The sequence below is a fragment of the Methanothrix sp. genome, from assembly GCF_016706325.1.
GTDB lineage: Archaea > Halobacteriota > Methanosarcinia > Methanotrichales > Methanotrichaceae > Methanothrix.
In genome coordinates this window covers 174,852-198,877 of record NZ_JADJJX010000001.1, presented here as the reverse complement: position 1 = coordinate 198,877, position 24,026 = coordinate 174,852, and the positions used below count along the sequence as shown (strand labels likewise).

Sequence of the window (24,026 nt, the reverse complement as noted above, 5' to 3'; positions counted from 1 at the left end):
AACGGGGGAGGGCAAAGAACGACTGCTCTCTCAATGTATCCACTTGAGCGGAATCTTCCCGTTATGGACTGCCGTGGCCACCAGAGCCCCGGCAAAGCCTATCTCCTCTAAAGTCAGCAGATCGCCCTCATCCTTAACCCCCCCTCCCAGGATCAGAGGATGGCTGCTGATCCCTGCCGCCTTTTTCAGGAATGCTTCATCCAGGCCTGCGGAGGTTCCAACCCGGTTCAGTTCCAGGATTATGATCTCCTCCAGATCGAGATGGTTCAGCTCCTCCAGGACCTCGAATGGGCTGCAATCGGCAAGAGCTTCATCCCTTGACAGAACCCTGTGGTTTGCCATATCCAGGCTGGCGATCATCCTCCTCTGGCCGGAGAGCTCCTCCATCAGGGAAAGCGAGGCCGTCTCCGTCCCCAGAACGGGAATAACAGATGAGGGAAGAGAGGCCAGATCGCTCAGCTTGGAGGCACCAATATCCGCGATCGTCCTCGTCCTGATTGAGATCTCACTGATAAGAGAGAGGTTATCTCCCCGGCCCATGATCCGGTCCAGGTCGGCCACATAAACCCGTGCCGGCCGGAGTTCGTCCAGAATCTGCAGGGGGTCAGAGGAGTCTGTGACCTGGCTGAAGGAAGCAACAGGCTTATAGCGGCTGCGCTCTCCCCGCAGGGCATGGACAACAGCACCATTAAGTATATCGAAGACGAAGATGCACTGCACATTTGCCCTATCGGGATTGAGAGAATATGAGATTATTGGTCAGCCCCATGAACATGGAAGAGGCGCAAGCGGCTCTCGCAGGCGGCGCTGATATCCTGGATGTGAAGAACCCCAAAGAAGGATCCCTGGGTGCGAACTTTCCCTGGGTTATCCGCTCAGTCGCAGAGCTGGCAGCGGGCAGAGTGCCTGTGAGCGCGACCATAGGCGATCTGGAATTCAAGCCGGGGACGGCAAGCCTGGCCGCTCTGGGTGCAGCCTCCTCTGGTGCAGACTACGTCAAAGCGGGCCTCCTGGGGGTGAAGACCCAAGAGCAGGCTGAGGAGATGCTGAATGCCATTGTGCGGGCAGTCAAAGAGCTCGATCCAGGGAAAAAGGTGGTAGCATCAGGCTATTCAGACTACTCTCGAGCGGGAAGCATATCACCCATGCTCCTGCCCGCTGCTGCTCTCCAGGCAGGAGCCGATGTGGTGATGATGGACACAGCAATAAAGGATGGCAGGCCGACATTCGACTTCATGAATGAAGGGGATTTGGCGGATTTCATAAAGCTGGGCCACTCCCTCGATCTGGAGGTTGCCCTGGCGGGAAGCATCGGATTCTCTCATCTGCCGGCTCTCACTCGCCTGCAGCCGGATATCATCGGCGTGCGGGGCATCGTCTGCGGAGGAGATCGCAGGAGCGCAGTGAAAGAAGAGCTGGTGGCAAAGGTCAAAAGCGCCCTATCGAGATGATAGATATCAGCCGATCAATGAAGCCCTGCTGACCTTTGTGGATCTTTTTTCGGGCGGACGCAATATCAAACCAACCAGCTCTATCTATCTCAGGAAACTCTCGCATCATCCCCGATCTCCTCGGCCACTCCATGGAGAACTTATTGCTCACCGCCTTCATCTCATCCAGATCCTTTTTCACCGCCCAGGCAAAGATGACCTTTCCGCTGGGCTGCTTTATCCCTCCCAGCTCTATGAACTCCCCCTCAATATCAAAGCCCGTCTCTTCTCTAAACTCCCTCTTTGCTGCCTCCAGCAGGCTTTCACCCCCCTCGGCGAGTCCTTTGGAGATGGACCAGGCGGCATCGTCCTTTCCCGCCCAAAAGGGTCCCCCAGGATGAACCAGCATGACCTCAAGCCGGCCATCTCTAAACCTGAATGGCAGAATCCCACAGCTCTTTTTGCTCATATTGTCCTTTATTTATATCTTGAACGATGGCTCTTTTCTCTTCCTCTCTTCCCCTTCAGGATGCTGGTTGTAGTGGACCACTTAATATCAGATTCCGGCAGCTCAAAGCGGGCAATCACCGGGGCATGGTCTGACTCGGGAAAGAAGATCCTGGGAGCGAATACTATGGATTCATCATGCAGCAGCTCGTTGTGCACCTCAGATCCCTTGAAGAAGGCGAGCATCGTTCTTGAGACCAGAATATGATCGAGCATCTTGCCTTTGCCATTATGCAGAAGAGAGTATCGTGCAGGCTCCGGAATATTCCTCTCTGTGGGAACCATAACCCTCATGGCCAGGTCGATGTTCCCCGTATTCTCCACGTCACCCCGGATGGCCTCTATAGAGACCTCATCAAGCTCCTCATTGAAATCCCCGCATACGGCTATGAGAGCACAACGATTGTCATCGAATAGGTTGTCGATCAGAATGCGGGTCTCAAGGGCCTGTCCGATGCGTTTCATGCTGGATATGAAGACCCCTTCCGCCCAGCCAAAAGCCGTCTTCCAGGTCCTCTCGCTCAACTTATGGCCCTGTATATTGGTCGGGCGGCGGGATTTGAGATGCAGGTTGATCACATCCAGCACAGCTCCATTGGGCAGCCTGACCTTGGCGTGAAGAATCGGCCTCTCCCAGGAGATCTCCCTTGCCTCCATCTCCTCGGGCAGGGCGGTGACCTTCTTGTAGCTGGGTGAGGGGGCATACTCATGCTGATACTGATGCTGCTCCATGATATCATAGCGGCTGAGGGTGACCAGATTATGGTGGCCGAGGTAATTTCCATCCTTGTCCACAGTCGAGGCCCTATTGAAGCTCTCATAAGGAGTTCCTTCAAGGAGGCGGTCCAGTGCCCGCAGGCGATCCTTCCCATTACGCTCATGCTGGGCGCAGATCTCCTGCAGACAGAGGATATCTGCATTCAACCGAATGAGTTGAGGCCTTAGAATTGGTATGCGTTCATCAAGGCTTGGGTTTCTATCCGGGCGGTCATCCAGGCTCATGAGGTTAAATGTCGCTATGCTTACCTTGATTGTCATCTTATTACTCCTGGATTTTATTGCTCCTGAATCATCCTTTCCCTTATATCGTCTTATGCTGTGGGGAAGAGGATTTCTCCTTTATACCTGTGATGGTTCGAGTCGTATGCTAAGAGGGCTGAGGATGAAGGAGTGATAACAGCATCGGAGAAATCCCAATATGCCTTCTGTCCTCTATCCTGTGGCTGGCCAGGAAGAGCACAAAGCTGGGATCTTTAGAGCTGATCTGCCTTTTTATATCTTATCGAGGGGGTTGTATGCCAACAGATCGATCAGAGGATGGCAATAATCTTATAGAGAGATGCAGATCATTCTCACTACAATTAAAACACGATCTGAAATCCTTTCGAGGCAGCAATGAGTATGAGATCGATAATGCTTTCGATCATGATACTGGTGATCTTAGGGGGGCTCAATCCCGGTGCACAGGCCGTTCCCGATGAGGCAGTGGGGCGAGTAGTGAGCGTGATCAGCGCTGACTCGTTGGGAATTGAGATGCAGATCAGTGATCCCAGGACTAGAGGCGTGGACAGCATCAGGCTGGCAGACATCCTCGCCCCCTCAACAGTGACTGCGGAGGGAAAGGCAGCCCAAAAGGCTGCTGAGTTGTTGCTGAAGAACCAGACCGTTTATATCGATATCGATGACAGCAGCAACGAGGGGCGCAATGAATGGGGCCAGTTGGTCTGCGTCATCTACCTCATGGATTCCCGGTACCGCCCAATATGGCCACCGGTGAACAGGAGACTGGTGGATGAAGGTCATGCCTATCTTGCTGAAGATAACAGCAATGAGTTCGACTCCTCTGCCTGGTGGAAGGATCCCATCCCCCAGGGCTCAGTTGGGAATATGTTGAGATACAAAGAGATTATGAGTGGGGCCCGGGAGGCAGCCGGAGGCCAGGACAGCGCGAATAAAAGCAGCGTTCTGGAGATGAGCAGCGCCGGGCGGGTCAGCATAGGATACAGGACCTGAACGAAGCCCGCAGGTCTGCACAGGATATAGGAGCTGAACAAGATGAAGATGGCAGTGCTGGCTTCCCCCCCATACATTTTAAAAAATTATTTATAGAGGTCTGGACAGATCAGCAATAAAAGGGGATCGAAAAATGAGAGGGAGAGCAAAAGTACTGGATAGTAGATTCATGGAGTTCATTGAATGCTTACAAAAAATTGGTGAACTTAAGAATATGGTACGGATGATTGACAGTCTGGCGGAGATAAAAAATAATGGATATGAGTGGCTGCATATCGAGCCCAATATCGGGTCGAATATTGGGCTCAATATCGGATCTGATATCGGGCTCAATAACGGATCTGATATCGGGCTCAATAACGGATCTGATATCGGGCTCAATATCGGATCTGACATCGGGCTCAATAACGGATCTGATATCAGGCTCAATAACGGGTCTGATATCGGGCTCAACAATAGCTCTAACATCAAATCCAATCGAACCAATAATAATGGAATTGATTTACTGTATCCCTTCTGGCAGAATGGCTGGATCCAGATTCGTGAGACAGAGAGAAAAGGAAAGGATTGGCACATAAAGGAATATTCTCTCTCGATCCGCCTGGAAGAGATTGTGGCCTATTTCGAGCAGGATAGCCATGAACGCCTCCTGTCAGCTGGATATGCCGAGTTTGAACAGGATGCACAGAACAACTTTTTTTCTGCGCTCGCCGCAAGGTTTTCATATCCATCTCCTTTAGATATGGATTGTGAGCGCATTCGATCGGCTTCATCATCGGATAAAGGAGATATTGCAGGAGCAGGATATCCTTGAGCCAACGCCCCCCCAGGAGAAGGCAATACCAGCCATTCTAGCAGGAGAGAATGTTCTTCTCATCGCTCCCACCGGCACAGGCAAGACAGAGGCAGCAAGCCTGCCCATCTTTCACCAGATCCTCTCCAATGAGGAGGGGAGCATCACTGCTCCCCAAACCCAAAATGCTTCAAGAGACGGCCGGAAGGAGAGAAAAGCAAGCATAGAGGCGGATTCCAGGATAAAAGGAACCAAAGCAGTCTATATCACCCCTCTGCGCGCCCTTAACAGGGATATGCTTCGCCGCTTTGATGACTGGGGGGAGAGGCTTGGGATCTCAGTTGCTGTTCGCCATGGCGATACCAGCCAGAGCGACAGGAGGAAGCAATCACTGAGGCCGCCAGAGCTCTTGATCACCACCCCTGAGACTCTGCAGGTCATGCTCACCGGAAAGAGGCTGCGCCAGAACCTTTCCACTGTCAAAACGGTAGTTGTAGACGAGGTCCATGAGCTGGCCTCCTCAAAACGCGGCTCTCAGCTCTCCGTCCTCCTGGAAAGGCTGGGGGAGCTGGCGGGAGATTTTCAGCGCATAGGTCTCTCTGCTACTGTCGGATCCCCGGAGGCTGTGGCCCGCCTTCTCGTGGGAACCAGCAGGAGCTATAAGATCATCTCTGCCGATGTGGAACGGGCAAGCGACTATCAGGTGGTCAGCCCCCAGCCCAGGGGAGGGGATTTCTCCCTGGCCAGCACCCTGGAGTGTGAGCCCCGTCTGGCGGCTCAGATCCGCTGGATCAGGGATATGGTAAGGGATAAGAAATGCCTCATCTTCGTCAACACCAGACAGGCGGCTGAGGTCTTAGGCTCGAGGTTCAGACAGCTTGGAGAGCCCATTGGCGTTCATCATGGCAGCCTTTCAATGGAAGCCAGGGTGGAGGCTGAGGAGGCCTTCAAGGACGGGAAGCTGGAAGGGCTCATCTGCACCTCCTCTATGGAGCTTGGAATCGATATTGGGGACGTGGATCATGTCATCCAGTACAGCTCTCCCCGGGAGGTATCCCGGCTGCTGCAGAGGGTGGGCCGGGCCGGTCATAAGATAGGCCTTGTCTCCTCAGGAAGCATAATCGCCACCTGTGCCGATGATGTGGCTGAGGCCTGTGCCATCGCCAGAAGGGCGGCCGCCCAAGAGCTGGAGGAGATAAAGATCCATGAGAGGCCGGCTGACGTTCTGGCCAATCAAATTGTGGGGCTGGAGATCGATTCTGGCGACATAAGCCAGGAGAAGGTCCATCAGATAGTCGCCAGAGCCTATCCCTTCCGGAAGCTGAGAGCAGAGGAGCTGGAGGGGGTGGTCTCCCAGATGGAGGAGCACAGACTGGTCAGGCGTGACGGCAGCATCCTGCAGAGGACGCGCAAGGCACGGGAGTACTATTTCGAGAACCTCTCTATGATCCCGGATGAGAAGAGGTATAATGTCTACGATATAGTGGGGCGCAGATCAGTGGGCACTCTGGACGAGGCCTTTGTGGTCGGTTTCGCTCAGCCGGGGGCCACTTTCGTTACCAAGGGAGAGATCTGGGAGATAACCGAGATCGCCGATGAGGAGATCAAGGTGGTCCCCATTCAGCGCAGCGGAGAGATCCCCAGCTGGTCAGGGGAGGAGATCCCCGTCCCCTTTGAGGTGGCCTGTGAGGTGGGACGGATCAGAAGAGAGATCAGTGAGATCCTGGAGTCGGGCAGGGGAGGAGCAGATGCAGAGGAGGGGCTGCAGAGCTGCTATCCAGTGGACAGAGAGGCGGCAGGAGAGCTTGTCGATCTCATAATGAGGCAGAGGGAGAAGCATCATCCTGTCCCAGATGAGTCACTGGTGGTGGTGGAGAGTGGAGGGGATGGAGCGGTCATCAACTGCTGCTTCGGTCACAAGACGAATGATACTCTGGGCAGAATTATCACCTCAATCCTGTCCGCCCGGTTTGGGAGCAGTGTGGAGCTGCAGATCGATCCCTACAGAATAGAGCTGACTGTTCCCAAAGCGATGCTGGCGGAGGAGATCGAGAAGCTGATAGAGGATCTTGAACCAGAGTATGTGGAGCCCATCTTGGAGATGACCCTCAAGAATACCACCCTCCTTCGCTGGAAGATGGTCCATGTGGCCCGCAAGTTCGGAGCACTATCCAGGGATGTGGACTATCAGAGGGTGAGCATGGCCAGGTTGCTGACAGTGTTTGAGGGCACTCCCATGTATCGAGAGGCATTGCGGGAGATCTATCACGATCGCCTGGATATTGAGCGGACCAGGATGGTTCTGAAGAGAATCCGGGAGGGCACAATCGCCATCGCCACCAGCAGCCTCTCGCCCATAGGCACCAGCGGCCGGGGGGGTGGAAGGGATGTCACCTCGCCGGAGAATGCAGATGCAGCAGTGATCAAGCTCCTCAAGAACAGGATTATGAGCGACCGGGTGTTGCTATTTTGCGTGAACTGCAAGAAGTGGAAGTCCATGCGCCAGGTGGAGAGGGTGCCTGACCGGCCGGAGTGCCCTCTCTGCGGCTCCAGGATGGTGGCTGCCCTCAAGCCCTGGGAGGAGGAGGAGATCAAAGTGGTCCGAAAGCTGGAAAAGAAGACCTCAGAGGAGAAGCGCAGGACCAAGAGGGTCTTTCGCAATGCAAACCTGGTCTTGAGCTATGGAAAGACTGCTGCCATTGCCCTGGCCAGCCGTGGTCTGGGGCCTGAGACGGCGGCAAGGGTGGTGGGAAAGCTGCAGAAAGATGAGATCGAGTTCTACAGGGATATTCTCAAAGCGGAGAAGGAGTATGCTCGGACAAAGAGGTTCTGGGGGTGAGCTGGGTTCTTTTTTTTGTGCAGCTAAAAGAGGCTCAATTTCTTCCAGCCCTTCTCCTCAGAGCATTCCAGCAGCCCAGGCACTCGAATTTCTTCTCCAACTCCTCTGAGACCCAAAGGGGCACATTCGACTTGCGAAGCTCAGCCATGATGATATGCTTCATCATGATGCAGTCTCTTTGATCTTCAGCGCCGCAGGTATGCTCAAAATACACTCTTTGGGCGGCCTTCGGATCATATTTCCCCTTCTTTACAAGCTCAATCATCTCTTCCTTCTCCCGCAGCCAGATGCCGAAACCGAGGATCCAGCCATGCCAATTACATCACTGATATGATAGGCAATGTATGTAATTATTAAGCATTATAGACTATATAACCTTTCCCTTCTATGAGATAAATTTGAACTAATAAATAAATTGAAGGGGAGGGCAAGAAGAAGGGGTTATAGCTTATATCCTGATCCCCTCTTCATCCCCTCTTCATCGATCTCTCATCCTTGGCATAGACATCTCTCAGGTCTACAACCTTCCTCGATTTCCCTGCTGTTCTGGGGATTGACCCCTTCTCCACCAGCTCTATCTTGCTGCGCACATTCAAGACCGATTTCAGCTTATCCTCGGTGATCCTCTGGATCCGGGCAAGGTCAGCCAGCTCGCCGGTGAAGGCCTCATCCTTCAATTCCACCTGAATGCTGATCTCATCCAGACCGTGCTTCTTTCTGTCCACGACCACCTGGAAGTAGTTGCCGATCTCTGGAATGCTCATCAGCACATCCTCTATCTGGCTGGGGAAGACGTTGATTCCCCGCACGATCAGCATATCATCTGCCCTGCCCAGGAATCGATGCAGCTTTCTGCTGGTGCGCCCGCAAGAGCACCTCTCATCCATGAGATAGGTAACGTCGCCTGTATGGTACCTTATCAGGGGCATGGCCTCCTTGGTCAGCGAGGTTATCACCAGCTCTCCGGGCTCTCCAGGGGCGCAGGGCTGATCATTCTCATCCAGGATCTCAACCAAGAAATGATCCTCCCAGATATGCAGGCCGTTCTGCTCCTGGCACTCGAATGCCACCCCAGGCCCGGTCATCTCAGAGAGGCCGTAGGAGTCATAGGCCTTGATGTTCAGGGCCTCCTCCAGATCCCGTCTTGCCTCATCTGACCATGGTTCAGCTCCAAAGCAGCCGATCCTCAGCTTGAGCTTATCCGCTATCCCATTGGCCTTGACGGTCTCTGCCAGGTAGAGGGCATAGGAAGGGGTGCAGTGCAGAACTGTCACCCCAAAGTCCATCATGATCTCCAACTGCCGTTCAGTATTTCCCACTCCAGAGGGGACGGCCATGGCACCCATGCGCTCGATGCCATAGTGAACTCCAAGCCCGCCGGTGAAAAATCCGTAGTTTACGGCATTCTGAAATATGTCACCCTTTCTGACCCCGACCATCACAAAGTCCCTGGCCATGAGGTCCGACCAGTTTTCGATATCCTTAGCGGTATAGCCAACCACAGTGGGCTTTCCTGTCGTGCCAGAGGAGGCATGCACCCGTACGACCTCATCCAGGGGGACGGCGAAGAGGCCAAAGGGATAGTTCTCCCTGAGGTTCTGCTTGCGAGTGGTGGGGAGTTTTGTTATATCGCTGAGGCTCTTTATGTCCTCTGGGTCCACTCCAGCCTCTTTGAATCTGTTGTGATAAAAAGGAACATGCCTGTAGACCTTCTCAGCGATGCTCTTGAGTCTTCGGAGTTGCAGCTCTTCCAGCTCATCTCTTTTCATTAGCTCCAATTTAGGTTGCCAGTAATTCATTTTCATACCCTGATGAATTCGATTATCTCTCAGATGATGTATGCTAATGCTACGATGTGGCATGAGAGAGGATTTCAGGGTATATCAATTCTTCCGCCACAGAATGAGGCGGATTATCAGGTTACTCGTATGCAGGCGTCAGTGTGCTGGATAGGTATAAGCCCGTCCACGGAAGACTGCATGGAGCCTCTCCTCTTCAGATGACCTCTGCCCCATTCTCATCTGCCCTGACCCGGATGGATCCAAAGCCTCTGGCGGCGGCATTCAGCGGGCCCCAGCTGCCATACTGAGCCATGATCACGGGATCGTAGTACTCAATAATCCAATGCCCTTCACTCTTCGAGGCATTGATGGCTACTGCCCTGGATTTCCACCGGAAGAGCTTGACCTGGGGGAGGCTCTCAGCACTATCGAGGGCGCTCTCGAATCCCTTCTTATGGGGGATGATGTTCTGCTGAGGATAAGATCTGTTATCCGGCAGCAGTCCGGCGAAGAGGTTGAACTTGGAGATAAGGAACCGGTTGTTATCACTGTCGTTTTTCAGGATGGTCCACTGGAAGAGATTTGAGTCCGGATAGACCTCGAAGCTCTCATCATGAAAGCCATTGGCCGCCTCTTTGCCCTCCAGTCTTATTCCGCTTACGAGCAATAGAATTATGAGAAAGGCAGCGGACACCTTTTTATCGATCTTCATCTCTGGCCGGTCACGGAAGAGCTTTGCCATGAACAGAAGGGCGGCGATCATTATTGCCACCTCTATCGGGCTGAAGATCTCTGCTGAGTACCTGGCAGCAGTCAGTGGATAGAAGAGGGGAACCCCTCCCGAGGTGAGAAAGTCCAGGAAGAGATGGCTGATGAGACCAGCATAAGCATAGGCTAGGGTCAAGGGCGAGAACTGCAGCTCTTCTGTGATCAGCCCCCTGGTCCTGGCTTTGACCGGATCACGAGAGGCCAGAAAGAGCAGGATGGCTACCAAGAAGAAGCCGAAGAAGAAGGTATGGGTGAAGCCCCGGTGCACCAGGAGATGGGAGGTGGGATAGATCTGGTTGATCCAGACTATCAGGGCATCCAGATCGGGTGCAACTCCCCCCAGTACCAGGGCGGCCAGATGCTCCCTTCGGAGCCTCAGGAAGCGCCCCAGGAGATAGGGAAGCAATGCATGAGAGAAGAGGTCCATCAAGGTAATCTGGCGCCTATGGCTATTTTTGCTTTTTGGAAGCTGCCTTGTGAGGGATTAATCAAAGAATATTATGAAACTAAAAATAAAAATTTGAATATCCAGATGGCCATCGACACCTGGAAAGGGCCTCAATTTGCAACATCTAAACGGAAGGCTTTGCAGCCGCCTCAGAGGCCAGGATTGGATCCACCCGATCGGCCTGTGCTGCATGATCGGCCTGCACTACATGATCGGCCTGCTCGGAGAGGGGCTGTCCGGGATAGGGCAGGATGATCAGATAGGGCCCCTGGCCGCTCTCCCGGGAGAGGAAGTCGATCTCTGTTGTGTTATTGCCGATGGCCTCCAGCAGGAAAGATACCTTATCCCCTTTTCCCTTGGCCTGGATGAGCTTTTGAGAGACGTCAAAAGCGTAGATGCTATCGCCATCGCTATTGGTGCTGATTAGAGTGAGATCGTTTTTCGCTATCAGATTCCTGGCAGGCAGGATGTTCACCAGAAAGGTGGTGAGGTCCGACTGCTCATCCCAGTCTGAGCCGATGGCCACCAAAGCCACGATGCTCGATCGATCCATCTGGCGAACCGAGGCTGCTTTGAGCACTAAAATGGCCACATCATCACCGGTGATGTTTATCCCTGAGAGGTTGAATTGAATCACTGGGACCCCTGGATAGCTGTTCAGTGTGGTATTGTTTGCATCCGGCACAGTGATGGCACAGAGCAGAGTATCGCTCTGGCGGTGTACTGTCTCATTTCCTGTTCCCAGGCTGACATAGACATCCTGGGAGGCTGCAATCTCGATTGCTGTACATTGCCCGCTGCCGGCGAGGGCCATCGCCAGCAGCATTAGAATTATCCCCCTTCTGCTCATTGCTCTTCTCTCCTCGATCAATTCTTATCCAGAATGATAATACATAAAATCATAAAATCAATTCATATGCGAACATCAATTCATATGCGAACTACCACGTCCTGAAGGGCGCGGCTTTCCACTTCATCCCCGAGACCTGCATCACCGATAAGTGACTTAGCAGTTTTGGTCCTATGAGCACTGCGGGCTGCTCCATCCCTGCAGTGAGCAAGTTCATGGAGGCATTATAGTCTCGATCACAGAAGAGTCCGCAATAAGGGCGCTCATGTGATCGTGCCGATAGATCTTTTTCTTCGATGCCTCCACAAGCAGAGCACCTTTGAATGGCATCTTTTGGATCTGCTTTTATCAATCTTCGATCAGAATTTTGAGCCTTGTTCTGAGGCATGAATATGAATTTTGACCCTGATGCATTACGAATGCTGCGATGCTTTGGATCCATGAGCCTCAAAGAAGGAGTCATGTTCTGGGCATAGCGGACCTTGTGCTTGATTCCTCTATCTCTTGCTTCATTCAGCTCTTGGAGAAGCCGATTATAAAGCCACCTGCAAGCCTCCAAATCCTCCGCTAACCTCCAGCGAGTCACCTTTTTCGGAAAGATGGGATATTTGTTGCTTGCAATCATACTTTCCCCATTATCAAAGCGTGTGTATCGCATTATTACTTTAAATAGTTATTGTTAGATCGAAACCAGTGGAAGGAATCCACTCGATATTCTTGGCGGGTTTTGTGGCGAGCGGCAGCTGCAAGGCACATCCGCCTTCACTGCCCATATAAACCTGCTCATTGACTCCATCTGGTTTTCATCTTTCGAGTGCGATTCCCTCGCCTGCCTTCTAAAAAAAGAAAAAGAGAGAGAGATATCTGCGGGCCGGGGGTGCAGCAATGCGAACCTGGGCGCTGCCTTCCCTCCTAATCAGATGACGCCTTTCTCAATCCTCTTTGCTTATCGCCAGGACCTCCGCCTTGATCTGCTCCATCTTACTCTTACCGAGGAACACCTCCACCAGCTTCAAGGCGAACTCCATCGCCGTTCCCGGAGCGCGGCTGGTTATGATATTTCCATCCACCACCACCCGATCACTGGAGAACTGAGCACAGGACTTCACCTCCTCCTCCCCCGAGGGGTGGACAGTGGCCCTCCTGCCCTGTAGGACGCCCGCCTTGATGAGAACCGATGGCGCAGCACAAATCGCCGCCACATACTTGTTCGCCTGATTCATCTCCCGCGCCATCCTCAGAATCCTCTCATCCTTTCCCAGGTTGATGAAGCCGGGCGCTCCCCCGGGAAGAACCAGGCCATCAAGATCCTGCTGGTCGATCCTGTCCAAGGTGGTATCAGGCAGCACCCGAACCCCGTGAGCGCCCTCCACCATCCCCTCCTTCAGGCCTGCAGTCACCACCTCTATACCCGCCCTTCTCAGGATATCGATGACGTTCATGGCCTCGATCTCCTCGAAGCCATCTGCCAAAGCAACCAATATCTTCATGCCCAATAGCCTCCTCAATTGGCCTATTGTCACTGGAGCCTTAAGTCTATTACTATTGATGATAGGATTAGTATCATGATATGCAAACGCTGTGGCCAGTGCTGCATTCATCTGGACATCTTGGTGGTCAATCCCCGGTCAATTCTGCCCGATGGAAGCCTGGATAGGAGTGATCCCGAGGCCATGATCTCGAAGCCTGCCGGGCAGATCTGTCCTCATCTTGTATTTGAAGCCAAGGAGGAGGGAGATATCGCGACCTGCACCATCCACAGTCTGCCCTGCTATAAGGAGACCCCCTGCGAGAGGTTCGAGCAGATCGGCCCCCAGGACTCCATCTGCCTGCTGTGCAGTTACTTGAGCGAGCAGAGGCGAGAAGATAGAAAGCGAGGAGGTAGGGAAGTGAGGGGGTGGAGAAGTGAAGAGGTGAATAAGTGCCTGCCCACAGGGCCCGGCCTTTAGCCTCCCCTGGCCTCCAGTGTCTCGGACGCCATCAGGAATCCAATCGCCCTCTCCGCCAGAGGATATCTGTTCACCAGAGCCTTGAACCTCTTGCCATGATTGGGCTCGATGAGATGAGCCAGCTCATGCATAATGACATAGTCCTCCACCCACTGGGGAAGGCTGGCCAGACGGGAGCTTATGAGAATGCTCCGGGCGGCGCAGTTGCACGATCCACGCCTGTGCTCTTGGCGGGAGGAGTACCGAATGCTCTTCCAAGAGAGGCTCCCTTGAAAATATCTCTTGTTCAGGGCCTCTGCCCTCTGGCTCAAATGCAGATCGTCCTTGGGATAGACCCTCTTCTCTAGCCTGATCTGAAGCTTTTCGATGTGAACCCGAAGGGCGGCATCTGAGATAGAGGCTGGAGCTAAGACCTCCATCTTCCCTCCCACCATCCGGGCCTGAATGGTCTTCTTCCTTCGCGCAGATCTCTTCACCACGATCTCCATGGAGACTGACCCCTCCCGAGACAGATCCCGGGATAGGTTAAGGTGGAGGGATATTAATAACTTTCTTCCTTGAGTTTATTTTATAGTTTACGATAAAATACGATATATCAGATTGAGTATACTTTTTTGGTATTGGATATATATGCCACATCTTCCTCGCTAAAATCCCGGTTATCCACAAACATTAACTATAAGAATATTTAAAAAAAACATAAGTTTATATCTGTATTACCTCAATATACCAAGGGGGTTATGGAGCTTGGGAACTGATGTGATAAGAGAGATTCGAAGCAGGATCAAAGGAATGAACCTGACCTGGACGGCGGGCAAGACCAGCATTTCTGAGCTGTCTTTAGAGGATAAGGCCAACTATCTGGGGCTGGTGGTTCCAGAAGAAGAGAAAGCAATGATCCAGGAGATGACAGAAAGGGATCGCTTGCTCGCCGGAAAAGCGGGGACGATCTCCATTTATCCCACTCAGTGGGACTGGAGAGATGTATCCGGAAACGACTGGACGACACCGGTGAAGGATCAGAAACAGTGCGGCTCCTGTGTTGCCTTTGCCACAGTGGCCGCCATCGAGGCCAATTTAGAGATCTTCAAGAGAGATCCCGCCCTCGATCCAGACCTCTCTGAGGCCGATCTCTTCTTCAGGGGCTGCGGCGATTGCTGCGGGCGGGGCTGGACCTTCATCCCTGCCCTGAGATATGCCCAGTCCAGCGGGATTCCAGATGAGGATTGCAATCCATATCAGGGGAACAGCACAGGAAGTTGCCCGGACCGAGGCAAGAGGGTGGTCAAGATAGAGAACTGGAGGACCATAACCAACAGCAACCAGGTCAAGGAATGGCTCAGCCAGCGTGGCCCCCTCATTGGTGGGATGAGCGTCTATGAGGACTTCTTCTATTATGAGAAAGGCGTCTACCAGAATGCATACGGCGGATACGTGGGCGACCACGCAGTCTGCATAGTGGGCTACGATGATGCCAGAGGCTGCTGGATCTGCAAGAATAGCTGGGGAAGGGGTTGGGGAGAGGGCGGCTGGTTCAAGATCGCCTACGGGGAATGTGGGATAGGCAGACAGTTCGCTTTTTATGGCGTCCAGTTTACAGCAGACGATGATCTGGTCATGCCGAAGTCGGGAAGGGTGATTGTGCGCTTTATCGGCAAGAACACCCCTCTGGACAATGAGATATGGCTGTACCGCCCTGAGGAGAGGTTGATCTTCCGGACGGCGGACTGCGAGGTGGGGGCGATCTTTGATCTGGGCGTCTTTCCCGCTGGGGCCAGGCTGACATTTGCCCTTAAGACCTCAGAGGGGCATGTCTTCTACAGCGACCAGCTCTTGAACGATGATGCCTGTGACCACGTCAATAAGACCAGCAAGGGAACCTACAAATGGCAGATGGATTGGGAGGACCTCTACGGCCTGGGAGAGAAGGACTACAACGATGTGAGCATGGAGATTGAGATCTTCAATGCCACCACTGAGGATCTGGTGATGCCCAAGGAGGGAAGGGTCTTTGCCACCCTCAAACGGAGGCATGCCCCCACCAAAGAGGAGTTCAGGCTCAGCTCTCCTGAGGAGCGGTTGATCTTCACCTTGGATGCCCCTATAGGAAAGGCAGTAGATCTGGGAAAGCATCAGGAAGGAGCCAGGCTCACATTTGCCTTCAAGACCCTGGAGGGATACACCTTCTACACCGACCAGGTGAAGAACCCTGACTTCTTGAGCCATGTACGAAAGCTTCCCACTGGATATAACAGGTGGGAGCTGCGCTGGGAGAAGTCCTATGGGATGCGCCTCAAGAGCTACAGGGATCTTGCTGTGGAGATAGTTGTGGCCCCCATCATTCGCGAGGATGTGATTTTGGAGAAGGATAGCCATGTGGTGGCCAGGATGATCAGCAAGAACACTCCCCTTCACAATCAATTCTGGCTCTATCAGCCTGAGAAGAAGCTGATCTTCGACTCCGTCCAGGAGAACGTGGGCAAGAGCTTTGATGTAGGCGACTATCCAGCAGGAACCAGGCTGGTCTTTGCCCTCCAGACCCAGGATGGCAACTGCTTTTACACCGACAGCGGCCTGAATGAGGATGGGAAATCGCATGTCATCAAGCTGAAGCTCGGGTCGAATAGATGTCAGCTTCGCTGGGAGGATCTCTACGGGCTGAAGGACACCGATTACAACGATCTGGTGGTGGAGATCAATATGAATCCGAGATTGAACCTATAGCACGGGAGAAGAAATTCAGGTGCATCAGGAGCAGGGCAGCCAGTCCACGCTGATCTCGCCGGGCTGGCTATCTGACCAAAGCTGGATGAACTTCTCGATGGAGAATACCCCCGTCAGATCCTCAACACTGCGGCCGATGAGAGGATGGCGGCCTTTGGCGTTAGTGGCTGGATCAACAGACTGCCAGGCGATATGGGCATTGCCTATGACATTGGAGCTGATGCTGGCCTCCAGGCCTCCCCTGGAGGATGCTGCAAAATGGGCAGCATCAGAGGCATTCGCATATGCTCCCGTCCGGACCTGAGTATTCCTGCTCAGATGCTCAATACCAGTGTACGATTCAGTCATCGCAGCACCGGTATCATAATTCTTGATGGTGAGAACGTCGCTCTGCCCGCTATTTATCGCCGCTGGGGTATAGGCCAAAGGTATCTCCCCCTGGATGCCCGGCAGGGCAATTGTTGCCGTCATGGCTGCGATAATCAGACAGATCCCTCTTGTCCACATTTATCGATCACCACGTCGATGGTTGCCGTACTGGCATTTCAAGTTGTTGCTTCGGCCTGGAGAGCGATAGCTGCGCTCTATCTGCTGCCCAGGAAGATGATGCGGTCCATATCCTGAAGGGTGTCATCTCTGTTCCTCTGGGCCTGCTCATAATTGGGATCCAGAAGAAGGGCTTTATCGAAGCAGTCCAAGGCCTCCTGGTACCTTCCCATCTTCAACAGGATCACGCCCTCATTGTTCCAGCCGGAAGGCTGCAATGGATCGATCCTGGAGGCTGTCTTAAGGCAGGCTAAAGATCCATAGTAATCGCCTTTATTGGCCAAGGCCATGCCTTTTCCCAGCCAGGCATCGAAATTGGATGGATCCAACTGCAGAGCCTGATCGAAGACGGCTATGGCCTCATCGTCCCTCTTCAATCCCTGGGAGAGGGCTATCCCCTTCAGAAAGAGAGGCTCAACATAAGAGGAGTTGATGGCAGAAGCCTGATCAAAACAGGCGATGGCATCCTGGAATCTTCCCATATTGGCCAGCGCCTTTCCCTTGTTGACCCAGAGATAGACATTGGCCGGATCCAGCCTCAGAGCCTCATCGTAGCTTTCAGCCGCCTCTTGAATGCTGCCGTTTAGAAATTGCCGGTCTCCCAGGCTCGACCAGTACTCTGCATTATCTCCTGCTGCATTCTCTCCCGCTCCCGGCGGGATGCATAACGCCGCCAGGATGGCTATCAATCCGATTGCAAGCTTCATAAAGGCCACTTGTGCAATTAGGAGGTAGATATCTCTATGCCAAAAGCCAATAAAATCCTTCTCCCAAGTGTCGAGCAATTCCCTCATCCCAGACGTCAAGTAATGCCTCCCCAAAGGTTAATTAATTCCCCCTCCCCAAAAGTTAATTAATTCCCTCTCCATAGCACCACATAGCTCAGCTTTGGGCTTTGTAGTCTATGCATATGGGCAGAGGAGTGGAGGTTCTTGGTTTGAAGAGATTTGATGTAATGCTGGAAAATGATATATCCGATTATGAAGGGGAATTTTCCGATCTAATTCATCAGGCCCCGGCTTTTTATAGATTGATGACCCGGCTGCTTGACGACAAGGATCTTCCCAGGTCCATATCCCCCCGGATTATTGCCGCTATTGCTTACTTCATTCTCCCTGAGGACATAATTCCCGAGGATAGATTCGGTCCTGTGGGTTATATCGATGATATCTACCTTTGTGCCTTCGTCGCCAATGAGGTGATGGAGGAATCAGGATCATCCAATATCATATCCCGGAACTGGGATGGAACCAGGCCGGTGATCGAGCTGATAAGAGAGATACTGGATCGGGAAAAAGAGCTTCTGGGCAATGAAAAGGAGCGCATGATGCAATATATTGGCTTTAATGAGGATTAGGATCATTTTTTTCTTCTTCATAAATTTTCATTCTTTAAGACCCTCTCTTCTCCTACCCTCTCTTCTCCTACCCTCTCTTCTCCTACCCTCTCTTCTCCTACCCTCTCTTCTCCTACCCTCTCTTCTCCTACCCTCTCTTCTCCTATCCTCTCTTCTCCTGCCCTCTCATTCTTCTGCCCTCTCATTCTTCTGCCCTCTCATTCTTCTGCCCTCTCATTCTCCTGATCTCTTCTCGGTTTGTAAGGCCTCCTCATCTTTCCCTGGCAATGGATGCAGGTGGTTATCAGGACGCCGTCACGCAGCCTTACCCGGGAGCCCTCCGGGGACAAATAGCTCCCGCAATGCCGGCAATAGAGCTTTTTAAGAGTGAATGGCATTCGAACCCTGGTGCGGGTGCTGATCCTCCGGGCGATCTCCACATATCTCCTGCTCCTCTCTGGATGGCTCCTGTGCTCTTCTTCCGCCAGGAGAAAGAGCCTTTCCATGCGCTGGAGGGCAAGATCTCTGGACCTGTGGCTATTTTTTCTTCTTCTCACATCCAGGGCTATCATTCCCAGGCTATAAACCCATTTCGAAGAGAAGCTATTTCTACGCCCATAATCATCCTCTTGCAATGGCTGCCACATCAATCTCAATCAAGATCGCTCCGGAGATGGAGGAGTACATCCGTGCCCGTTCAACAGACATGCGCATAGCCACCACCTGCGAGGGCCCTCTCATCTTCTCTGTGAAGACCAGCCAGCCCAAACCCACTGATCTTTTAGTAACTGTGGGTGAGCGCCGAGTCTATATCTCTGCCGTCCAGGCACCCCATATCAAAAGCATAGATGCGAGCATGCTGCCCCGTTGCGCTCTGGAAAAGAAGAGGCGAGGGTGATTCTATCTGAATGAAGTCTATTTCGTTGTTCAGATATGCAACTGCCTCTGCCCAGAGAGCCTGAGCTGAAGGATCAGCGGGCCTCCAGCCATTCCTTCAAAGCGTGCATAGCGGCTGCGCGGTGAGAGATGCGATTCTTCTCCTCCAGATTCATCTCCGCCAGGCTCCTATCCCCGACATAGAATATGGGATCGTAGCCAAATCCAGCGCTTCCCCGTGCCTCATAGCCGATCTGCCCCTCCACCATCCCTCGAAACATCTGGATCTCAAGCCCGGGCTCGACATATGCGACCACTGACATGAAAGAAGCCCTACGATCAGAGATGCCCTCCATCAGTCGAAGCATTCCTGCATTGCCAATGGTCTTCTGAACATAGGCGGAGTACACCCCGGGAAAGCCGCCCAGCGCTGTAACGAAAAGGCCTGCATCCTCCAGCATTGCTGGCCCATCAATCCTGGCCATGATCTCTTTCATGCCATAGACTGCCACCTCTTCCAGAGTCTCCGCCTGAATCTCAGTGTAGCCCAGGTCCCTTTGCACCAGGTCATCGATGATGGCCCGGGCCTCCACATACTTTCCCTTATTGCTGGTGATAAAGCTGATCATCCTATCTCCCGGCAGTCCATTCATCGCTTAGCTATTAAGCTTGATCGGAGCTTTCCGCCCCCGCCTCCATCCCCTTCCAGGCCTCCACCTCCAGCCTCACCATCCCCACATGGATATCTCCCTTCTCATCCGGAGGATGAAACTGGATGTATCTCTCGACCAGCTCACTGACGAAATCCGATCTCAGCCTTTCCGGAACCCGTTCCAGATAAGGCAGCCAGGTGCTCTTGATCCATGAGGCCAGCCCCTCTCTGCCCCTCTGGAGCATATCCTTCGGCAATAGCTCCACCCGGACTGCTCTCAGGCCGGAAGCATCCAGCCAGCTCCGGTACTCCTCCGCTCCGTAAAAGCCGTAAGGAAATCGAAATCCTTCGAAGTAAACAGACCACCTCTCCTCCTGGATCATCCCCCCGGCGATGTCCAGAATAGTGGCAGCATTGCCCCTCCCCCCAAACTGCATATAAACCCGCCCGCCTCCCCTCAGGCTCCGCCTGATCCCTGCCAACACCGGTCCATGGTCAAGGATCCAGTGCAGAGCAGCAAATGAGAGGACGAGGTCGAACTGATTGTTGTATGGCAGATCCCGGGCATCTCCCTGCTGGAAATTGAGGTTGGGCCACTCCTCTGCCGGGAATTGGGACCGGGCAAAGCTGATCATCTCCGGGGAGCTATCAAGCCCTACCACCGATCCTCTGGGAACGAGGCGCGATATCCAGGCAGTGATCTTACCATCACCACAACCGATATCGAGCACCCTCTCATCCCCCTGAATTGGGATCTTGGATATAAGCTCCTCAGCCCACCTCTTCTGAGGGGAAGAGCTCTTCATATATGTACTGGGATCCCATCTGTGCATGGCCATGCCTTCTGCCAGTCCTCGGATACCGCTGGTCTCTTCGTCTCTCACCTGCTATCCATCAAGGGCAACGTTTTTAGATAGCAAGTAATAGTCTGGGAAATAGGTTTGCTTTCTGGTGAGGACGAAATGGATCTGGGAGATAGAGTCTTGGTGGAGAGGAACGGCGTCTCCTATGAGGGAGTTCTTATGCCACCCATTCGTGCGGATCGTGTGGTCATAAAGCTCAAGAACGGCTATAACATCGGCCTGAGGGCAAAAGAGGGAGAGATCAAGCTCATAGAGAAGGGGCAGGAGATCGAACCTCCACTGCTGGAGCATCACTTAAGAAAAAAGCCTGGACTGCCTGATGTATCCATTCTCTCAACTGGTGGGACCATAGCCAGCAGGGTCGACTACCGGACAGGAGCTGTAAGCAGCCAGTTCTCTGCCGAAAGGATCATCTCCGCCATCCCTGAGCTGGAGGAGATCGCCAATTATCGGGCCCATGTGATCTACCAGGTCCTGAGCGAGAATATGCGCACAGAGTACTGGACCTCACTTGCGCGGTCAGTGGCGGAGGAGATCAGGAGTGGCGCTGAAGGGGTGATCATAACCCATGGCACAGACACCATGACGTACACCGCCGCAGCACTATCATTCATGCTTAAAACCCCAGTTCCTGTTGTCCTGGTCGGCTCTCAGAGAAGCTCTGATCGCCCCAGCAGCGATGCCCCCATGAATGCCACCTGTGCGGCCACAGTCGCCATAAGCGATATCGCTGAGGTTTGCGTGGTCATGCATGGCACAACCAGTGACGATTACTGCACCATTCATCGCGGGACAAGGGCTCGAAAGATGCATACCTCTCGCCGGGATGCTTTCCAGAGCATAAATCAGCATCCTTTGGGCAGGGTCGATTACCTGAGCAGAGAGGTCGAGACTTACCTCCCCTATCGCCGGCGGGGAGAGGTGGAGCTGGAGCTGAAGGAGAGGCTTGAGCCTAAATGCGCTCTGGTCAAATATACTCCGGGATCCTCTCCAGATATCCTCCATTATTACATCGAGAAGGGCTACCGGGGAATAGTGCTGGAGGGAACGGGCTTAGGTCACGTCTCCTCGGACTGGATAGAGGGCATTGTCAGGGCAAGAGAGGAGGACATACCGGTTGTCATCACCTCTCAATGTCTGCGGGGGAGGATATGCGACCGGGTGTACGATACGGGAAGAGATATGCTGGATGCCGGTGCTATTGAGGGCAGCGACATGCTTCCCGAGGTGGCTTTGGTCAAGCTGATGTGGGTCCTGGCCAACAATCCGGCAGAGGTCGGTCCGGTGATGAAGACCTCGCTGGCAGAGGAGATCTCCCCCTTCACGCCGATCACTGTATGATTGAATTCAAAGCAGATGCCGGGCAAGGATCAAGCAGAGCACAGATCAAGGCCAAAGCCTTATAAGCAAGGCGAATAGTGCATCAACCTCAGGATTATCGGAGGAATTGATTTTGACACGCAAACCAGCAAGCATGTACAGAAGGCATGAACGACCCTATACCCGGAGAGAGTATATGGGGGGCGTTCCCGGAAGCAAAGTGGTTCATTATGATATGGGAAATCTGCATGAGGACTATCCCTTGAAGCTGACACTGGTGGTCATGGAGCCCTGCCAGATCAGGCATACAGCTCTGGAGGCAGCAAGGGTCGCAGCCAATCGTTACCTTGTAAAGCAGATGGGCAGGACCAATTACAACCTCAAGCTCAGGACATACCCCCATCATGTCATTCGCGAGAACAAGCAGGCCACCGGCGCGGGAGCAGACCGGGTCTCCAGCGGAATGAGGATGGCCTTTGGCAAGGCAGTGGGAACAGCAGCCAGAGTTGAAGCTGGCCAGAAGCTGTTCACCCTGGGAGTGCCTCTTCAATACTTCAACGATGCCAAGGAAGCATTGAGGAGAGCTGGACATAAGTTGCCGACACCCATTAAAATCATCGTGGAATCCGGTCAAGAGCTGATAAGGTAATCTGGATGGACGATTATTTAGCGGGCCTGGATAGGGCCATGAAGAAGATGCCCGCCACCAGAGAGTCCAAGGAAAGGTTTGTCATTCCTTCAGCAAAGGTATTCTATGAGGGCAAGACCACCGTCCTGGAGAACTTTGGTGCTATAGCTGATACTCTGAATCGCGATCCTGAGCATCTGATGAAATATCTCCTCCAGGAGATGGGCACTGCCGGGAAGATCGAGGGGCAGCGAGGGATCTTTCAGGGAAAGTTTGGCGAGAACGCCATTGCCCGCCAGATAGAATCTTACTTCGAAGAGTATGTTGTTTGTACTGAATGCAGGCTGCCTGATACTCATCTCATCAAGAGCGATCGCGTGCTAACGCTCAAATGTGATGCCTGTGGTGCCCACCGCCCTGTGCGCAAGAGAAAGGCGACAGCAGCAATCCAGAAGGATGTCATCGAAGAGGGAGAGACCTATGAGCTGCGCATCGAATCTGTGGGCAACAAGGGCGATGGCATAGCAAAGGTGGACAAATATCTCATCTTTGTGCCCGGCACTATAAAGGGAGAGATAGTCCGGGCCAAGATCAAGAAGATCAGCGGAACACTGGCCTTTGCTGATGTTGTGGAGAGAAAGGGCAAGGTGTCCTAGATGGAGGAGATGATCAGCCTCACCTTTACTGCAGAGCACAAGTATCAATTGGAGTTCACTCCCCCGGAGTTCTGGAGGGAGTTTGCAGAAGGCTATTGTGGCATCCCCTGGATGGAGATCAGCAGCGATCGAATGGCGATTGTGGCTGTGAACTACTCCTATCTGCTTGATCTCCTGGTTCAGGCCAGGCTGTACCGTCTCAGCCGGCTGCCATCCGGCTCACAGTTGAAATAGAAGGGATCAGCAGATCAGCAGGATAATTCGGGATTTCAAATCAGGATTTGTGATCGACGGGGATTATGTCCGAGCCAGCAGCAAGTCTAAAGGGGTTTCTGATTCGCGGTCTGCCGGTTATAAAGGAAGGAGACGATATTCCGGCGCTGCTCCGATCTCTATTCGATCTCCAGGACGGGGATGTCCTCTGCCTTGCCAGCACCATAGTGGCCAAAGCAGAAGGCAGGGTGAGGGATCTGAGTGAGTACCAGCCAGACAGCCATGCAGTCGAGATCGCCCGCGAGCTGGGAAAAGATCCCAGATTTGTGCAGGCGGTCTTTAATGAATCAAGCGATGTATTGATTGAGCGGCCATTTCTGCTGGTTGCCACCCGCTTTGGCCATATCGGGGTCAATGCCGGCATAGATCAGTCCAATGTGGGTGACGAAAAGATACTGCTGCTGCCAGAAGATCCCAGCGCCAGCGCCCGCAGGATCCGCCAGGCTCTGGGCAAGGACTGTGCAGTCATCATCACTGATACCTGTGGCCGCCCCTTCCGGTCAGGCGTTGCCGGCGTGGCAGTGGGCTGGGCAGGGATTGCTGCTCTGCGAGACTGGCGTGGCGAGATCGACATACATGGACGCCCCCTCAATATCACCCAGGAGGCGATTGTGGACGAGATTGCTGCTGCTGCAAACCTGCTGATGGGGGAGGCAGGAGACGCTACCCCCGCTGTGGTCTTTCGAGGGCTGATCTACCCCCGCACTGGAGGCAGCTTGTTCCGGGAGAAGGAGAACGATATAATCCGGCCCCGATTGAAGGCCTGAGAGTCCA

29 protein-coding genes are annotated in these 24,026 nt (G+C 53.3%); 13 read left to right on the top strand and 16 right to left on the bottom strand.

Annotated features, from left to right (window positions below; all coding sequences use genetic code 11):
- Positions 1-30 precede the first annotated feature (30 nt).
- Positions 31-720, bottom strand: a complete 690-nt coding sequence (locus IPI63_RS01025) for a HisA/HisF-related TIM barrel protein (protein ID WP_214064800.1) — start codon at positions 718-720, stop codon at positions 31-33.
- Between the two features lie 26 nt (positions 721-746).
- Between IPI63_RS01025 and IPI63_RS01020 the strand changes: the two genes are divergently transcribed.
- Positions 747-1,451 carry a (5-formylfuran-3-yl)methyl phosphate synthase gene (locus IPI63_RS01020; RefSeq protein WP_214064801.1) on the top strand — a complete coding sequence of 235 codons (705 nt, stop codon included), beginning with the start codon at positions 747-749 and terminating at the stop codon, positions 1,449-1,451.
- Here IPI63_RS01020 and IPI63_RS01015 read toward each other — a convergent pair.
- Both IPI63_RS01015 and IPI63_RS01010 read right to left on the bottom strand, forming a co-directional pair.
- Positions 1,429-1,899 (bottom strand): NUDIX domain-containing protein, encoded by a 471-nt coding sequence (locus tag IPI63_RS01015; RefSeq protein ID WP_214064803.1) that lies wholly within the window; start codon positions 1,897-1,899, stop codon positions 1,429-1,431. The genes IPI63_RS01020 and IPI63_RS01015 overlap by 23 nt on opposite strands.
- Positions 1,900-1,907: 8 nt before the next feature.
- A complete protein-coding gene (locus IPI63_RS01010) occupies positions 1,908-2,975 on the bottom strand; it encodes an endonuclease/exonuclease/phosphatase family protein (protein ID WP_292476124.1) in 1,068 nt (355 codons plus the stop codon).
- 363 nt (positions 2,976-3,338) lie between these two features.
- On the opposite strand from IPI63_RS01010, the gene IPI63_RS01005 reads away from it, so the two are divergent.
- From IPI63_RS01005 to IPI63_RS00995, 3 genes are all read left to right on the top strand, one after another.
- A complete protein-coding gene (locus tag IPI63_RS01005) occupies positions 3,339-3,950 on the top strand; it encodes a thermonuclease family protein (protein ID WP_214080395.1) in 612 nt (203 codons plus the stop codon).
- A gap of 133 nt (positions 3,951-4,083) precedes the next feature.
- Positions 4,084-4,764 (top strand): hypothetical protein, encoded by a 681-nt coding sequence (locus tag IPI63_RS01000; RefSeq protein ID WP_292476122.1) that lies wholly within the window; start codon positions 4,084-4,086, stop codon positions 4,762-4,764.
- A complete protein-coding gene (locus tag IPI63_RS00995; RefSeq protein WP_292476121.1) occupies positions 4,700-7,582 on the top strand; it encodes a DEAD/DEAH box helicase in 2,883 nt (960 codons plus the stop codon). The genes IPI63_RS01000 and IPI63_RS00995 overlap by 65 nt, the downstream gene beginning before the upstream one ends.
- A gap of 34 nt (positions 7,583-7,616) precedes the next feature.
- On the opposite strand, the gene IPI63_RS00990 is transcribed toward IPI63_RS00995, so the two are convergent.
- From IPI63_RS00990 to IPI63_RS00965, 6 genes are all read right to left on the bottom strand, one after another.
- On the bottom strand, positions 7,617-7,847 hold the full coding sequence (locus IPI63_RS00990) for a hypothetical protein (protein WP_214064809.1): 231 nt from the start codon (positions 7,845-7,847) through the stop codon (positions 7,617-7,619).
- Positions 7,848-8,049: 202 nt separating this feature from the next.
- Positions 8,050-9,381: a phenylacetate--CoA ligase family protein gene (locus tag IPI63_RS00985; protein ID WP_214064810.1), complete on the bottom strand. Its 1,332-nt coding sequence runs from the start codon at positions 9,379-9,381 to the stop codon at positions 8,050-8,052.
- A 196-nt stretch (positions 9,382-9,577) separates the two neighbouring features.
- Entirely contained in the window at positions 9,578-10,558 is a 981-nt protein-coding gene (locus IPI63_RS00980) for a metal-dependent hydrolase (protein WP_214064811.1), read from the bottom strand.
- A gap of 145 nt (positions 10,559-10,703) precedes the next feature.
- Positions 10,704-11,429 carry a DNRLRE domain-containing protein gene (locus tag IPI63_RS00975; protein ID WP_214064812.1) on the bottom strand — a complete coding sequence of 242 codons (726 nt, stop codon included), beginning with the start codon at positions 11,427-11,429 and terminating at the stop codon, positions 10,704-10,706.
- Positions 11,430-11,520: 91 nt separating this feature from the next.
- Positions 11,521-11,817 carry a zinc ribbon domain-containing protein gene (locus tag IPI63_RS00970; RefSeq protein WP_292476117.1) on the bottom strand — a complete coding sequence of 99 codons (297 nt, stop codon included), beginning with the start codon at positions 11,815-11,817 and terminating at the stop codon, positions 11,521-11,523.
- Positions 11,818-12,361: 544 nt separating this feature from the next.
- Positions 12,362-12,919, bottom strand: a complete 558-nt coding sequence (locus tag IPI63_RS00965; RefSeq protein ID WP_214064814.1) for a DJ-1 family glyoxalase III — start codon at positions 12,917-12,919, stop codon at positions 12,362-12,364.
- Positions 12,920-12,994: 75 nt separating this feature from the next.
- Between IPI63_RS00965 and IPI63_RS00960 the strand changes: the two genes are divergently transcribed.
- On the top strand, positions 12,995-13,378 hold the full coding sequence (locus IPI63_RS00960) for a hypothetical protein (protein WP_292476116.1): 384 nt from the start codon (positions 12,995-12,997) through the stop codon (positions 13,376-13,378).
- Here IPI63_RS00960 and IPI63_RS00955 read toward each other — a convergent pair.
- On the bottom strand, positions 13,375-13,866 hold the full coding sequence (locus IPI63_RS00955) for a M48 family metallopeptidase (RefSeq protein WP_214065427.1): 492 nt from the start codon (positions 13,864-13,866) through the stop codon (positions 13,375-13,377). The two genes, IPI63_RS00960 and IPI63_RS00955, sit on opposite strands and share 4 nt — an antisense overlap.
- Before the next feature lie 259 nt (positions 13,867-14,125).
- Here IPI63_RS00955 and IPI63_RS00950 point away from each other — a divergent pair, with 259 nt between their 5' ends.
- Positions 14,126-16,102, top strand: coding sequence for a C1 family peptidase (locus IPI63_RS00950; RefSeq protein ID WP_292476114.1), 1,977 nt, complete (start codon positions 14,126-14,128; stop codon positions 16,100-16,102).
- A 24-nt stretch (positions 16,103-16,126) separates the two neighbouring features.
- Here IPI63_RS00950 and IPI63_RS00945 read toward each other — a convergent pair whose 3' ends face one another.
- Together IPI63_RS00945 and IPI63_RS00940 are read right to left on the bottom strand one after the other, a co-directional pair.
- A complete protein-coding gene (locus IPI63_RS00945) occupies positions 16,127-16,609 on the bottom strand; it encodes a hypothetical protein (RefSeq protein ID WP_214065429.1) in 483 nt (160 codons plus the stop codon).
- 77 nt (positions 16,610-16,686) lie between these two features.
- Positions 16,687-17,355 carry a tetratricopeptide repeat protein gene (locus IPI63_RS00940; protein ID WP_292476112.1) on the bottom strand — a complete coding sequence of 223 codons (669 nt, stop codon included), beginning with the start codon at positions 17,353-17,355 and terminating at the stop codon, positions 16,687-16,689.
- Positions 17,356-17,585: 230 nt separating this feature from the next.
- Here IPI63_RS00940 and IPI63_RS00935 point away from each other — a divergent pair, with 230 nt between their 5' ends.
- Positions 17,586-18,005 carry a YkvA family protein gene (locus IPI63_RS00935; RefSeq protein WP_214065431.1) on the top strand — a complete coding sequence of 140 codons (420 nt, stop codon included), beginning with the start codon at positions 17,586-17,588 and terminating at the stop codon, positions 18,003-18,005.
- Positions 18,006-18,022: 17 nt separating this feature from the next.
- On the opposite strand, the gene IPI63_RS00930 is transcribed toward IPI63_RS00935, so the two are convergent.
- Both IPI63_RS00930 and IPI63_RS00925 read right to left on the bottom strand, forming a co-directional pair.
- The gene (locus tag IPI63_RS00930; protein WP_292476111.1) at positions 18,023-18,190 is read right to left on the bottom strand and encodes a hypothetical protein; all 168 of its coding nucleotides are present in this window, start codon (positions 18,188-18,190) and stop codon (positions 18,023-18,025) included.
- 12 nt (positions 18,191-18,202) lie between these two features.
- A complete protein-coding gene (locus tag IPI63_RS00925; protein ID WP_292476110.1) occupies positions 18,203-18,541 on the bottom strand; it encodes a ribonuclease P protein component 4 in 339 nt (112 codons plus the stop codon).
- A 77-nt stretch (positions 18,542-18,618) separates the two neighbouring features.
- On the opposite strand from IPI63_RS00925, the gene IPI63_RS00920 reads away from it, so the two are divergent.
- Complete coding sequence (locus IPI63_RS00920) at positions 18,619-18,882, top strand: hypothetical protein (protein WP_292476108.1); 264 nt, start codon at positions 18,619-18,621, stop codon at positions 18,880-18,882.
- A 73-nt stretch (positions 18,883-18,955) separates the two neighbouring features.
- On the opposite strand, the gene IPI63_RS00915 is transcribed toward IPI63_RS00920, so the two are convergent.
- The gene (locus IPI63_RS00915; RefSeq protein WP_292476107.1) at positions 18,956-19,513 is read right to left on the bottom strand and encodes an XTP/dITP diphosphatase; all 558 of its coding nucleotides are present in this window, start codon (positions 19,511-19,513) and stop codon (positions 18,956-18,958) included.
- A 10-nt stretch (positions 19,514-19,523) separates the two neighbouring features.
- The gene (locus IPI63_RS00910; RefSeq protein ID WP_292476106.1) at positions 19,524-20,396 is read right to left on the bottom strand and encodes a methyltransferase domain-containing protein; all 873 of its coding nucleotides are present in this window, start codon (positions 20,394-20,396) and stop codon (positions 19,524-19,526) included.
- Between the two features lie 78 nt (positions 20,397-20,474).
- Between IPI63_RS00910 and gatD the strand changes: the two genes are divergently transcribed.
- The 5 genes from gatD (at position 20,475) to IPI63_RS00885 (ending at position 24,019) form a co-directional block, all read left to right on the top strand.
- Positions 20,475-21,716, top strand: a complete 1,242-nt coding sequence (gene gatD, locus IPI63_RS00905; RefSeq protein ID WP_292476104.1) for a Glu-tRNA(Gln) amidotransferase subunit GatD — start codon at positions 20,475-20,477, stop codon at positions 21,714-21,716.
- Positions 21,717-21,828: 112 nt separating this feature from the next.
- Positions 21,829-22,344, top strand: a complete 516-nt coding sequence (locus IPI63_RS00900) for a 50S ribosomal protein L16 (protein WP_214065436.1) — start codon at positions 21,829-21,831, stop codon at positions 22,342-22,344.
- A gap of 5 nt (positions 22,345-22,349) precedes the next feature.
- The gene (locus IPI63_RS00895) at positions 22,350-22,979 is read left to right on the top strand and encodes a translation initiation factor IF-2 subunit beta (RefSeq protein ID WP_292476103.1); all 630 of its coding nucleotides are present in this window, start codon (positions 22,350-22,352) and stop codon (positions 22,977-22,979) included.
- On the top strand, positions 22,980-23,213 hold the full coding sequence (locus IPI63_RS00890) for a hypothetical protein (protein WP_214065438.1): 234 nt from the start codon (positions 22,980-22,982) through the stop codon (positions 23,211-23,213). It begins immediately after the preceding gene.
- Positions 23,214-23,278: 65 nt separating this feature from the next.
- Positions 23,279-24,019, top strand: a complete 741-nt coding sequence (locus IPI63_RS00885; RefSeq protein ID WP_292476102.1) for a coenzyme F420-0:L-glutamate ligase — start codon at positions 23,279-23,281, stop codon at positions 24,017-24,019.
- Positions 24,020-24,026: the final 7 nt, after the last annotated feature.